Genomic DNA, 13,207 nt, shown 5'->3' on the forward strand with positions numbered 1-13,207 from the left:
CCTCCACCACGCCCTACGGGCGCGGTCCCCCTCCCCATATATGGGGAGGATTTTCCGGTTCACGCCGCCACCTTCAGCGCGCTGGCGCGGCAGATCAGCACCCGCCCGCCGCTGATCTTCACCGGCACCGTCGGCGTACAGCCCTTGTCCTCGCCCATCGCCTCGCCGGTCGCCAGCGCGATGCGCCAGTTGTGCAACGGGCAAGCGACCGCACCGCCATGGACGATGCCCTGGCTCAGCCGCCCGCCCTTGTGCGGGCAGCGATCGGCCAGCGCGAAAACCTTGCCCTCGCCGGTGCGGAACACCGCGATGTCGTCGCCGCCGGTGACCTGTACGGTGCGGCTGCCGCGCACCGGGATTTCATCGACCCAGCCGATATCGAGCCATTCGCCGATCATGCCATTTCCTCCGTCGCGCGGGTGGGGGTGAAGGTCGCCATCGGCGCGTGATGTTCGCGTTCGGCCCCGGCGACGCGTGCCGCCCACGGATCGTCCTGCATGAACTGCTGCGAGAACGCGAAGCGTTCGGCCAGCGCGTCGCGGCCCGCCGCATCGTCGGCGATGCGCGCGCGGACATACTCGACACCGACCCGCTCGATCCACGGCGCGGTCCGTTCCAGATAGCGCGCTTCCTCACGGTACAACTGGATGAAGGCGGCGCAATACTGCATCGCCTCTTCCTCGGTCGCGACCTTGCACAGGAAATCGGTCGCGCGGACCTTGATCCCGCCATTGCCGCCGACCGACAATTCGTAACCGCTGTCGACGCAGACGACGCCGAAGTCCTTGATCGTCGCCTCCGCACAATTGCGCGGGCAGCCGCTGACCGCGATCTTGAACTTGTGGGGCATCCACGACCCCCACGTCATCCGTTCGACCTTGACGCCCAAGCCGGTCGAATCCTGCGTGCCGAAGCGGCACCATTCGGAGCCGACACAGGTCTTCACCGTCCGCAACGACTTGCCATAGGCGTGGCCGCTGACCATGCCCGCCGCATTCAGATCGGCCCAGACGGCGGGCAGATCCTCACGCTTGATGCCGAAGATATCGAGCCGCTGGCCGCCCGTCACCTTCACCATCGGTGCGTCGTACTTCTCGACGACATCGGCGATCGCGCGCAGCTCGCGTGGGGAAGTCAGGCCGCCCCACATGCGCGGCACCACCGAATAGGTGCCGTCCTTCTGGATGTTGGCGTGGAGGCGTTCGTTGACGAAGCGGCTTTGCTGATCGTCCTTGTAGACACCGGGCAGGGCGCACAGCAGATAGTAATTGAGCGCCGGCCGGCACGACGAACAGCCATCGGGCGTCGACCAGTGCAGCTTCTGCATGACTTCGGGGATCGAGCGCATGTCCTGGCGGACGATCTCGCGCCGGACATCGTCATGGCCGAAGCTGGTGCATTTGCACATCGTCTTGGGGCCGGCCTGCACCTCGTCGCCCAGCGTCAGCGCGAGGATGGTTTCGACCAGCCCGGTGCACGATCCGCACGATGCCGACGCCTTGCACGTCGCGCGCACCGCGTCGAGGCTGTGCGCGCCCTTGGCGATGCAGCCGACCACCTGTCCCTTGGTCACGCCGTTGCAGCCGCAAATCTCCGCATTGTCGGAGAGCGCCGCAACGGCCGACTTAGGGTCCGCCTGCGCCCCTCCCGAAGCGAAGGCCTGTCCGAAAATCAACAGGTCGCGGATCGCGCCGATATCCTCGCCGCGCTTGAGCAGGTCGAAATACCAGTTGCCGTCGGCGGTATCGCCGTACAGCACCGCACCGACGATGCGGTCGTCCTTGACCACCACCCGCTTGTACACGCCACGGCTGGCGTCGCGCAGGACGATGTCCTCCGCGCCCGCGCCGCCCGAAAAGTCGCCGGCCGAAAAGACGTCGAGCCCGGCGACCTTCAGCTTGGTCGAGGTTACCGATCCGCGATAGCCGCTATGCGCGTCGGTCAGGCCATCGGCCAGCGCGCGGCACATGTCCCATAGCGGCGCGACGAGGCCATACACGTTGCCGTCATGCTCGACACATTCGCCGACAGCGAGGATCGCGGGATCGCTGGTGACCATATGGTCGTCGACCTGAATGCCACGCCCGACCGCAAGGCCGGCCGCGCGCGCCAGTGCCACCGACGGGCGGATGCCGACCGCCATCACGACGAGCGAGGCGGGAATCAGCGTCCCGTCCTTCAGCCGCACACCCTCCACCGCGTCGCTGCCGACGATCTCGGCGGTGTCAGCGCCGGTCAGGATCGTCTGGCCGCGCGCTTCCAGTGCGGACTTGAGCAGCCAGCCCGCCGCTTCATCGAGCTGCCGTTCCATCAGCGTCGGCATGATGTGCAGCACGGTCACCTTCATGCCGCGCAGCGACAGGCCGTGCGCCGCCTCCAGCCCAAGCAGGCCGCCGCCGATCACCACCGCGCTGCCACCCTTTTCGGCGGCGGCGAGCATGTGGTCGACATCCTTCATGTCGCGGAAACCGATGACGCCGGGCAGGTCCTTGCCGGGGACGGGGATGATGAACGGATCGGAGCCGGTCGCGATCAGCAGCCGGTCATAGCCGGTGACCCGGCCCGACCGCGCGGTCACGGTCCTATCCGCACGGTCGATCGCGACTACAGGATCGCCCGCGACCAGTTCGATCGCGTTCTGTGCGTACCAGTCGGCGTCGTTGATGACGATCTGTTCGAACGTCTTGTCTCCGGCAAGCACCGGCGACAGCATGATGCGGTTATAGTTCACATGCGGTTCGGCACCGAAGATGGTGACGCGGTACCGGGCAGGGTCGCGGGCCAGCAGTTCCTCGACCGCGCGGCATCCGGCCATGCCGTTGCCGATCACGACAAGGTGTTCGCGGGTGTCGACGCCGGGGGTGAGAGGTTCGTGTTTCATCGATGGGGTCCGTGGCAAGGGGATGGGGTTCAGATCCGGACGCCGTCGGCGGCGGTCCATTCGCGACGCCAGCGGCCCTTGACCATGGTCAGCGTGGCGAAGGCGATCAGGGCGAGCGTGGCGAAGATCAGGAACCCGCTCTGGAAGCTACCGGTCAGTTGCTTGGCGAGGCCGAGCGAGGAGGCGAGGTAGAAACCGCCGATCCCGCCGGCCATGCCGACCAGCCCGGTCATCACGCCGATTTCGGCGGCGAAACGCTGCGGCACCAGCTGGAACACCGCGCCGTTGCCGGTGCCGAGTGCCAGCATGGCGAGGACGAACAGGGTCAGCGCCGCTTCGACGCTATCGGCCTGACCGACGCCGGCCAGCGCGGCTGCGGCGACGACGAACACCACCGACAGCGCCTTCACGCCCCCGACCTTGTCGGCCAGCGCGCCCCCCATCGGTCGCACCAGCGATCCGGCAAAGACGCAGGCGGCGGTGCAATAGCCGGCGGTGATAGTGGTCAGCCCGAACCGGTCGGTGAAGTAGATCGGCAGCGAGGCGGCGAGGCCGACGAACCCGCCGAAGGTGACGGCGTAGAAGCCCATCAGCCACCACGCATCGCCCTGCTTCAACGGCAGGAAATACTCGGTCAGCTTGCGGGCGGGCGGCGCGTTCGGCGCGTCCTTCGCCATCACCATATAGGCGACGAACACCAGCGTCAGGGGCAAGCAGGCGAGGCCCAGCACCGCATTCCACCCGAACAGCTTGGCTAGCGTCGGCGCGAACAAGGCGGCCAGCACCGTGCCCGAATTGCCCATGCCGGCCAGACCCATCGCCTTGCCCTGATGCTCGGGCGGATACCAACGGCTGGCGAGCGGCAGGGCGATCGCGAAGCTGGCTCCTGCGAACCCCAGGATGACGCCCAGCGCGAGCGTGCCGGCAAAGCTGTTCACCCCCAGCGTCCATGCGCTGAACAGTCCGGCGATGACGATGATCTGGCTGATCGCGCCGGCGCGCTTCGGCCCGATGCGGTCGACCAGCAGGCCGTTGACGACGCGCAGCAGCGCCCCGGTCAGTGTCGGCACCGCGACCATCAGACCCTTTTGCGCCGGGGTCAGCAACAGCGTCTTGGCGATGTCGGGCGCGAGCGGGCCGAGCAGCACCCACACCATGAAGGCGAGGTCGAAATACAGGAACGCCGCGATCAGCGTCGGCGTATGTCCGCTGGACCAGAAGCTTTCCGGTTTGGCGGCGGTATCGTCTTTCCAATAGGCGGTAGCCATGGCAGTTCCCCGAATGCGATGGACAAAGAAAAAGCCGCCCCGACGCGGCCCTGTTCGGGCGCATCGGAGCGGCTTCGTTGCCGTGTGGCGATCATCGATCGCCCGACGCTATCGGTCCCGCCGTTGGAACCGGTTCGCGCTTATCTCGTGCCCGACGCCATTGCCGGACCCTGCGAAGATGACCGATTCGCTACGATCATGCAAGGCCTTTCGCAGTGCAGCATAATTTGCGACGAACGGAGTATGTACTCGGTTCGTCGCACTTCAAGCGCGCCGGCAAAACCCGATACGTGTAACCTTCGCCAACTTCCGCGCGCCGACGCCCGATATCGTCAGGGCAGCGCTCGCAAATACCCCGCGATATCGTCGGGATCGAACGACCGCCCATCGAAGAACGGATCGCTGCCGAGCATCAGCCGACCCTGGGTCGAACCGGCCGCGACGGTCCCGCCGATCGCGCCCTCCAGCTTCGAACTGGCACCGGGCAGGGGTGCGCCCGACCCGGCCAGCGCCGCCCGGTACAGATCGGGGCGGAACGTGTTTTGCGCAAACCGGGCTTCGTCTGCCGCGACCGGCGTGCCGTCCCACCGCGCCATCTGCGAATACAGCCACGCCGCCTGACTGCGCCACGGGAAATTGGCCGCCTCGCGATACTGGAACATGAAGTCGGGAACATGGAGCGGCTCGGCACCCGCCACCACCCGCACCCGATCGCCGATGGCGCGCGCGATCGGATCGACCGGCGCGTCGAGATAGTCGGGACGGGCGAGGATCGCCGCGCTGGCATCGCGCGTCGCCGGATCGATGAAGTGCGCGGCGGCGGCGTGGAGCGCGCGGATCAGCCGCTGCACCACCTCGCCGCGCTCGCCGACCGTCTCCTCGCGCAGCGCCAGCACCTTTTCGACGCCGCGCCGCCAGATCTGGGCGGTGACCAGCGCGATCCGCCCCACGCCGCGATCGACCGCGACGCTGTTCCACGGTTCGCCGACGCAGATGCCGTCGACTTCGCCCACCGCCAGCGCATCGGCGGCAAAGGTGGGGCCGATGGTGACGATCTCGACATCCATGTCGGGCCGGATGCCGACCGCCGCCAGCCAGTAGCGCAGCATGTAGTTATGGCTCGAATAGCGATGTACCACGCCGAAGCGCAGCCGGCGCCCCGCCGCGAGGCGCGCCGCCGCCACGACCTTCAGCCGCGCGCCGAGCGTCACCGGATCGCCCAGACCGTCGCCGTCCAGCACCTTTTCCGCAAGCGGCAGCGCCAGCGTGATCGCATTGCCGTTCAGCCCCAGCACGAACGGTACCGCCAGCGGCACCGCCGGCCGCCCGCGTCCCAGCGCGGTGGCGATGGCGAGCGGCGCGACCATGTGCGCGGCGTCGGTATGGCCGTAGAGCAGCCGGTCGCGCACCGTCGCCCACGTCGTGTCGCGGACCAGTTCGATCTCCAAGCCCTCGGCTTCGGCAAATCCCTGTTCGCGGGCGAGGATGGGGAGCGCGGCATCGACCAGCGGCAGGAAACCGATGCGGATCTTGTCGTGCGCCATCACAGCCCTCCCATCAATGCGTCGCTGGTCAGGATCGCGTCTGCAATCTCGGCGATCCGCCGGTTCGACCGCATCGCCTGTGCGCGCAGCAGCGCGTAGGCGGCGGGTTCGTCGATCCCGCGCCGTTTCATCAGGATCGCCTTCGCCTTGTCGATCGTCGTCCGGTCGGCCAGCGCGCTCTTCGCCTCGACCAGTTCGGCCTGTAGCCGCGCGAACGCCTGAAACCGGCGGATGGCGAGGTCGAGGACCGGCTTGATCCGCTGCTTGGCAAGGCCATCGACGATATAGGCCGATACGCCGGCATCGACGGCGGCGGCGGTCGATTCGGCATCGCTCTGATCGACGAACATCGCGATCGGACGCGATATCGCGCGCGACACCGCGAAGAATTCCTCCAGCTCGTCACGGCTGGGGTTTTCGAGGTTGATGAGGATCACCTCGGCCGCCGCCGCCTCGACATCGGCGACCAGCCGGCGGGTGCCGTCGATGACGACGATATCGTCCAGCCCCGCCTCGCGCAGGCCGTCCGAAATGATCGCGGCGCGTGTGGTGCTGGTGTCGATGATCGCGATCCGCATGATCCCGCTACCCCCGAAGCTGACGCGCGGCCTGTGCCCCGCGCCAGCCGGGCGCGTCAAGCTATAGCGCGGTGAAGCGGAAATCGCGGAAGCGCGCGGTGCCCTGTCCCGCCGAATAAAGGCCGGGGCGCAGCATCAGGAACCCGCCGCGCACATTGTGGTGATAGCCCGACACCTCCATGCCGCGGTCGAAGCGTTGCCACGTCCGGCCATCGTCGCCGCTGGTGTGATAGGCGACGATGTGCCGGTCGTTGGTGACGCGCATCCGCATCCGCGCCCCATGCGGATTGGCCGGCCGCCCGCGTTCGATGCCATATTGATGGGTGACGAAGCGTTGTTCGTCGAACCCCAGTCCGCAATACAGCTTGTCGTCATAGAACAGGATCAGCCCCGCCGTCCCGCCCGGCGCGATCTCGATATCGCATTCGAAGCGATAGCCGGTATCGCCCGCGATCAGCAGCAGCGGCGCGCCGTCCGACGGCGCCTTACCCTTCGCATCGAGCAGCAGCGCGCCGTCCCGCACCCGCACCCGGCGGCGATCATCGGGCGTGGGGCGGAAGAAATTCCATTTGGTGCCGAGCGCAAGGGTCGAAAAATCGTCCGACAGCGCCTGCCCATGGCGCACGGCTTGGCCGCCCTTCGGCTTGGCGATCGGCTGCGACAGGTCGCCCCCGGTCATGCGGAACCAGCCATCGGGCGTCCATTCGACCGGGTCGAGCAACGCCTGTCGCCCCAGCGTCCAATAGCCGTTCTCATACCCGTGATAGACCGACCACCAGCTGCCGTCCGGTCCCTCGACCAGCGTCGCATGGCCACGCGACCACCATTTTTCGGCGAGCGACGTGGTGCGGACGATCGGGTTGCCGGGATGATGCTCCCACGGGCCATGGATCGATTTCGACCGTGCCGCGATCACCATATGCCCGGTCGGTGGCCCCGCCGTGCCGCCCACCGCAGTGACGAGGTAGAAATAGTCGCCATGCCGCGTGACCTTCGGCCCCTCGGGACTGAACCCCTCGACATCCCAGGTGTCGGGATAGCGCCATGGATCATAGACATGCTCGACCTTGCCGACGGTGCGCAGACCATCGTCGGACAGGCGGATGCGGTCGCCGCCCGACAGGAACAGCCAGCGCGACCCGTCCTCGCCGACCGCATGGCCCGGATCGATATGATCGGGCAGCTTCAGGTCGATCGGTTCCGACCACGGCCCGTCGATATGATCGGCCCAGATCACCCAGCTGGTCGTCGGGTTCTTGGTGGGCACGTACAGGTAATAGCGACCCTTGTGCTTCGTCAGTTCGGGCGCCCATACCGCACCGATATTCGTCGTCAGCGCGGCGGTGCGCGGGGTCCAGTTCACCAGGTCGCGCGAATGCCAGATGACCAGCCCCGGATAGGAATCGAAGGTCGAGAAGGTCATGTAATAATCGCGACCATCCTTCAGGATCGTCGGGTCGGGATGATCGCCCGCCATCAACGGGTTGAGGAAGCGCCCGTCGCCCAGATCGGCGATGCGCTGATGGTCGAACCCGCGTCGATAGGGCGGGGCAGGGGCGGGGGCCGCCGCACCCGCCGTGGGCAGCGTGGCGAGCGCGCCGCCCAGCGCCGCCCCCGCCATCACCCCCCGGCGCGAGAAGCCGCTCACATCTTCACCCGCGCGCCGACCAGCAGCGTGCGCCCGAAATGGTTGTTCTCGTAATTGCGGCGCGCATCGACATCGACGATCCGGCGGCGATAGGCGTCGGTCAGGTTCGTGCCCTCGATCGACAGTTCGAGGAAGTCGGTGAGCTTGTAGCGGATCGACGCATCGACGTTCGCGATCGAGTCATAGCCCTCGAAGATGTTGCCCGTTCCCGACCCGCCATCGACATAGGGACCGCGATACGCGACCGACGTGCGCGCGCTGAACCGGTCGTCCTCGTAATAGAGCGTCGCGTTGAACTGGCGCTTCGACACATTGTACAGCGTCTCGGTCCGGGTGACGGTCGGTAGTGCGCCGCCGGGCGTCGTCGCCGGACCCTGCTGCGTATAATCCGCATCGGACCGGACGAAGGTCGCGTTCACGATCCCGCCGAAATTGCGCAGCACGCCCGGCAGGAAACGGAACGGGGCCTGCAACGCGATCTCGATCCCGTCGAGCGACGCGCCCGTGCCGTTGCCGGTGGTCGAGATCGTCCAGATATCCTGCGACTGGAGCGCGGGGTTCAGCGCAGCGGGCGACGACGACACCAGCACCGATGGCGACAGCCCGGTTTCGGTGAAGGTGCCGCTGCGCGCGACCGCGACCGGGAAGCTGGCCACGTCCTTGCGGAACACCGCGACCGAGAAGGCCGATTGTGGCGCGAAATACCATTCGGCGGCCAGATCGTAATTGGTCGCGCGGAACGGATCGAGGAACGGGTTGCCCGTCGTGACCCGGAAATTGAACCCGTCGGCCGATCCGCCCGGCGTCAGGTTGCCGAGCGACGGCCGGGTGATGACTTTGGCGATCGCGCCCCGGACGATGATGTCGCTGGTCGGGTACAGCGCGACGTTCATCGAGGGCAGCCAATCCTCGTAATCGCGCTTCACGGTCACGTTGACGCCGCTGTTGATGCCATAGGACGACTGGTCGGTCCGGACATAGCGGATGCCGGCATTGGCGGCATATTCGAGGCCGAATACCGTGCCCTTGGCATCGAACTGCAGATAGCCGCCCTTCGTCTCCTCGACCACGCCGCGATTATTGCCGACGTCGAGCGCGAGCGGGCGGTTATACAGGCCGGTAAAGTCGGTCACCGCGTCGAAATTGGGGATCAGCCATTGCAGCGACGTGCCCGACGGCGCGTTCGATCCCTTCAGCGTGAACAGGTCCGACAGGGCATCGGTTGCCTGGAACCCATAGACCGCGGTCGGGCCGAAGGCGGTGCTGGCAGAGCAGGTGATCGTGCCCAGCACCAGATCGCGCCCGCCATTGCCGCACACCGCCGTGTCGCGGGTGAAGGCGGTGATGTCATAGTCGTAGCGCCGCCACATGCCGCCAGCACGGACCTGAAACCCCTCCGCCACGTCCCATTCGGTGCGCAGCTGCGCGGTCTTGAACTGGTTTACCACATCCGATGGCCGGTCGCGGATTTCGGCGAGCTGGAAATTGGCCGGATCGGTCACGCTGGTGCCGAAGGCGAGCAGAGGAGAATCCCGGTTCGAATAATCGTAGCGATAGCCCTGCGAATCGCGATCGTCGAACACCAACGTCGTTTCGGCCGGCACGCTGGCGTCGGACTTCGAATAGCCGCCGAGCAGGGTGAAACGGAACTTGTCGCTCAGGTCCTGATCCCAGGTGCCACCGATCTGGTAGAATTCGGTCTGCGACTGGCGGAAATAATGCTCGGTGCGAACCCATGCGTCGTTCAGTGTCGCCGACACCATGTTGCCGGCATCGTCATAGGTCGGATTGAGGATGTCGGTCTGCCGCTCGTTCGACCGCAGCAGCACCTCGCCCCATTTCTCGCGACGGTCGGCGCGGAAGCGCGAATACAGGCCGTCGATCGACACCTTGGTCGCGTCGGTCGGCGACCATTGCACACTGCCGGTCAGGCCGAGGCGTTCGCGGCTATGCTCGACCTCGCCATAGCGCGGAATACGCGGGTGGAAGGCGAGCGCGGCACGGTCGCAGGCGGCCCCGGCGATATACGTCCCGCCGCGATTGGGGGCGGTCCAGCACGGCGTGCCGTCGACCGAATCGAACCGCGCCTGTGCCCAGCGAACGGTATTATTGCCGATCTCCTTGGTCCGCGTGTCCTGATATGCGGCGGAGATCGATGCGCCGAGCGTCCCGTCGGGTGATTTCCAGCCGACCAGCCCGGCAAAGCGCGGGCCGACCGTCTTCGACAAATCGTTGTAATTGGCGACCGCCGAAGCGGCGACGGTCAGCCCGGTCTTGCCCGCCAGCGGGTTGCCGGTGTTCAGGTCGACGACCGCGCCCAGCGACCCTTCGTCCAGATCGGCCGACGCCGTCTTGTGGACGACGATCGAGCTGAACAGTTCGGAAGCGAACACGTTGAAATCGAACGACCGGTCGCGGTTGGCCGAGGCACCGTCGCTCGACGTCGTGACCGTCTCCAGCCCGTTGACCCGGACGCGGGTGAATTGCGCGCCGAGACCGCGGACGGTGATCGCGCGGCCCTCGCCACCATCGCGCTGGATCGCGATGCCGGGAATGCGCTGCAGCGATTCGGCGAGGTTCTGATCGGGGAATTTGCCGATGTCTTCGGCGACGATTGCGTCGACCGCACCGACCGATTGGCGCTTCACGTTCAGCGCGGCGTTCAGCGACGCGCGAAAGCCGGTGACGACGATCTCGGCTTCGGCATCTTCGGTGGCGACCGGTGCCGGATCGGTTCCGGTCGGGGCAGCATCCTGCGCATGGCCGGTGCCGGTTAGCGTGACCAGCGAGGTGGCGGCCAGCAGTGCGCGGACGATCTGGCGGCGGTGACGAAATTGCATTGCGAACCCTCTCCCTATCGCGATGACACCGGGCGCAATCGTTTCACGCCTGATGTCATCCTCTGGTCGGCAAGGCGGAAAAATCGTTCCGCCGCGCCGTCGAACCCTTTCCGGGACGCCTGTCGGGTCCCGAAAATCCGGTTTTGCCGTTTTCGGCTTGAGAAACCGGTGTCAACGCGACATTGTGCCGACACGACGAAGCTGTCAAGAAGCGCGCGGAGAGGAAAATTATGAACCGACTGACCTGCTTGGCCCTTGGCAGCCTGCTGTCGATCGCGAGCGCGGTGCTGCCGGTGTCGGCGCAAACCGCACCGGCATCCGCGGCCATGACGGCCTTTCCGGGGGCGCAGGGTTGGGCGGCGGTGACCCCCGGCGGGCGCGGCGGACGCATTGTCCGGGTGACGACGCTGGCGGCGGACGGACCGGGATCGCTGAAGGCGGCGCTGGAGGCGAAGGGGCCGCGGATCGTCGTGTTCGAGGTCGGCGGGGTGATCGACCTCGGCCGTACGACGCTGACCATTACCGAACCGTATCTGACCATCGCCGGACAGACCGCGCCGTCGCCCGGCATCACGCTGATCCGCGGCGGTATCGACATTCGCGCGCATGACGTGATCGTCCGCCACCTGCGCGTGCGGCCGGGTCTGGACGGGCAACCCAAGCGATCGGGGTGGGAGGTCGATGCGATGAACACTGTGTCGGCGCACAATGTCATCGTCGATCACTGCACGATGACCTGGGCGCTCGACGAAAACCTCTCCGCCTCCGGCCCGCGCTTCGACGGGGCGACCCCCGACGACTGGCGGCGCGGCACCAGCCACGACATCACCTTCAGTTATAATCTGTTGGCCGAGGGGCTGGCCGATGCCAGCCATCCCAAGGGCGAGCATAGCAAGGGGTCGCTGATCCACGACAACGCGACGGGCATCCTGATCTGGCGCAACGTGTACGCCCATAATGTCGAGCGCAGCCCGCTGCTGAAGGGCGGGGTACAGGCGGCGGTGGTCAACAACCTGATCTACGACCCGGCCAAGCGCGCGGTGCATTACAACCTGATGGCGCTTGAATGGGCCGGCCATGCCTATCAGGAGGGCAAGTTGTCGGCGGTCGGCAACGTCATGCGCGGCGGGCCGTCGACCGACGAAGGGTTGCCGTTCCTGATGCTCGGCGGCGATGGCGACCTGCGCTATCACGGGCGCGACAATGTCGCGGTCGACCGGCATGGCAATCCGCTGCCGATGTTCGGGCGCTATGGCGTGACCCGCGCGAAGCTGATCGAGGCGAAGGCACCGCCGGTCTGGCCGGCGGGGCTGCCCGTACTGCCCGCGCAGGATGTCGAAACGCATGTGCTCGCCAATGCCGGCGCGCGGCCATGGGACCGCGATGCCGACGATATCCGCGTGCTGTTTTTCGTGGCCGAAGGGCGCGGAAAGGTGATCGACGACGAACGCGAAGTGAGTGAATATCCGCATCCGGTGCCGACCACGGCACCTTTTGTCGAAGCGGAATGGGATCTTGTGACGATGGAGCCGAAATCGGGACGCTATCCGGGGCAGAAGGGGCCGATCCAGGAGTCGCTGTCGGCGCGCGATCGGGCGATGCGGCAATGATCCGGCGGGTCGTCGTCGCGGTGGTGGCGCTGCTGTGCGCCATGCCCGCCATCGCCGCGCCGCGCGTGCTGCTGTTCCACCGGGCGACCGGGTTCGTGCACGATTCGATCCCGACCGCCGTCGCCGCGCTCGACCGGCTGGCGCGCGAGCGTGGGCTGGAACCGGTGGCGAGTGACGATCCGACGGTGCTCGACCAGCCTATGGACTATGCCGCGATCGTGCTGGTGTCGACGACGACCGATCCCAAGCGTCCCGAGACCGAATGGTTCGTCGGGCCGCGCCGCGATGCGCTGCAACGCTATATCGAGGGCGGCGGCGGGGTGGTCGCGATCCATGCCGCGGCGGACTCGCACTAAAACTGGCCATGGTATGCCAAGATGATCGGCGGCCGCTTCGCCCAGCATCCGCCGGGTGTGCCGGAGGCGGAGGTGAAGCGGTCGGCCGGGCGCCACCCGGCGATCGATGCGCTGCCCGACCGGTTCCGGATTCCCGACGAGTGGTATGGCTTTCGCGATTTGTCGACCGATCTCGATTCGCTGCTGACGTTCGATCCGCAGTCGATCGGCGCGAGCGACGTGAACCCCAAGCCGCTGGCATGGGCGCATCGTGTCGGACAGGGGCGCGTTTTCTATACCGGGCTGGGCCATCGCAAGGAAAACTGGGCCGATCCGCGGCTGCTGGCGCATGTCGGCGGCGCGCTGGACTGGGCGACCGGGCGGGCGAGGGCACCGGCGATGATCGTGATCGACGAAGCGTCGACGCGCGTGCGCGAGGCACCGCCGCATGGCGCGATCGGAACCGGCACGGCGTGGCGGATCACCGACCGGGTGCCGGGGCG

Annotated in this window: 8 protein-coding genes and 1 pseudogene; 2 read left to right on the top strand and 7 right to left on the bottom strand. The window is 66.9% G+C overall.

All coding sequences use genetic code 11. The features are described from left to right. Window positions 1-59: 59 nt before the first annotated feature. The 7 genes from nirD to ASE50_RS02070 all read right to left on the bottom strand — a co-directional run bounded on the left by nirD (window position 60) and on the right by ASE50_RS02070 (window position 10,759). Window positions 60-398, bottom strand: a complete 339-nt coding sequence (nirD, locus tag ASE50_RS02040; RefSeq protein WP_200909443.1) for a nitrite reductase small subunit NirD — start codon at window positions 396-398, stop codon at window positions 60-62. Beyond that, window positions 395-2,881 (bottom strand): nitrite reductase large subunit NirB, encoded by a 2,487-nt coding sequence (gene nirB / locus ASE50_RS02045; protein ID WP_056394874.1) that lies wholly within the window; start codon window positions 2,879-2,881, stop codon window positions 395-397. Before nirB ends, nirD begins: the two co-directional genes overlap by 4 nt. A 29-nt stretch (window positions 2,882-2,910) precedes the next feature. Beyond that, the gene (locus ASE50_RS02050; protein WP_056394876.1) at window positions 2,911-4,149 is read right to left on the bottom strand and encodes a nitrate/nitrite transporter; all 1,239 of its coding nucleotides are present in this window, start codon (window positions 4,147-4,149) and stop codon (window positions 2,911-2,913) included. 332 nt (window positions 4,150-4,481) lie between these two features. After that, window positions 4,482-5,693: a CmpA/NrtA family ABC transporter substrate-binding protein gene (locus ASE50_RS02055; RefSeq protein ID WP_056394877.1), complete on the bottom strand. Its 1,212-nt coding sequence runs from the start codon at window positions 5,691-5,693 to the stop codon at window positions 4,482-4,484. After that, a complete protein-coding gene (locus ASE50_RS02060; RefSeq protein WP_056394879.1) occupies window positions 5,693-6,271 on the bottom strand; it encodes an ANTAR domain-containing response regulator in 579 nt (192 codons plus the stop codon). The genes ASE50_RS02055 and ASE50_RS02060 overlap by 1 nt, the downstream gene beginning before the upstream one ends. A gap of 61 nt (window positions 6,272-6,332) precedes the next feature. Beyond that, entirely contained in the window at window positions 6,333-7,892 is a 1,560-nt protein-coding gene (locus ASE50_RS02065; RefSeq protein WP_056394881.1) for a family 43 glycosylhydrolase, read from the bottom strand. A 23-nt stretch (window positions 7,893-7,915) separates the two neighbouring features. Then, on the bottom strand, window positions 7,916-10,759 hold the full coding sequence (locus tag ASE50_RS02070; protein WP_056394885.1) for a TonB-dependent receptor: 2,844 nt from the start codon (window positions 10,757-10,759) through the stop codon (window positions 7,916-7,918). A 230-nt stretch (window positions 10,760-10,989) separates the two neighbouring features. Between ASE50_RS02070 and ASE50_RS02075 the strand changes: the two genes are divergently transcribed. Both ASE50_RS02075 and ASE50_RS19335 read left to right on the top strand, forming a co-directional pair. Then, window positions 10,990-12,369: a pectate lyase gene (locus ASE50_RS02075; protein WP_156347247.1), complete on the top strand. Its 1,380-nt coding sequence runs from the start codon at window positions 10,990-10,992 to the stop codon at window positions 12,367-12,369. A gap of 41 nt (window positions 12,370-12,410) precedes the next feature. Next, window positions 12,411-13,067: pseudogene (locus ASE50_RS19335) on the top strand (ThuA domain-containing protein); the annotation flags it as partial. Window positions 13,068-13,207: the final 140 nt, after the last annotated feature.

Source organism: Sphingomonas sp. Leaf5, from assembly GCF_001421155.1.
GTDB lineage: Bacteria > Pseudomonadota > Alphaproteobacteria > Sphingomonadales > Sphingomonadaceae > Sphingomonas.

Excerpts from the sequence above, each read along its gene's own strand:
- ASE50_RS02070 (WP_056394885.1), bottom strand. The coding sequence starts at position 10,759 with ATGCAATTTCGTCACCGCCGCCAGATCGTCCGCGCACTGCTGGCCGCC.
- ASE50_RS02065 (WP_056394881.1), bottom strand. The coding sequence starts at position 7,892 with ATGGCGGGGGCGGCGCTGGGCGGCGCGCTCGCCACGCTGCCCACGGCG.
- ASE50_RS02075 (WP_156347247.1), top strand. The coding sequence starts at position 10,990 with ATGAACCGACTGACCTGCTTGGCCCTTGGCAGCCTGCTGTCGATCGCG.
- ASE50_RS02060 (WP_056394879.1), bottom strand. The coding sequence starts at position 6,271 with ATGCGGATCGCGATCATCGACACCAGCACCACACGCGCCGCGATCATT.
- nirB (WP_056394874.1), bottom strand. The coding sequence starts at position 2,881 with ATGAAACACGAACCTCTCACCCCCGGCGTCGACACCCGCGAACACCTT.
- ASE50_RS02050 (WP_056394876.1), bottom strand. The coding sequence starts at position 4,149 with ATGGCTACCGCCTATTGGAAAGACGATACCGCCGCCAAACCGGAAAGC.
- ASE50_RS02055 (WP_056394877.1), bottom strand. The coding sequence starts at position 5,693 with ATGGCGCACGACAAGATCCGCATCGGTTTCCTGCCGCTGGTCGATGCC.
- nirD (WP_200909443.1), bottom strand. The coding sequence starts at position 398 with ATGATCGGCGAATGGCTCGATATCGGCTGGGTCGATGAAATCCCGGTG.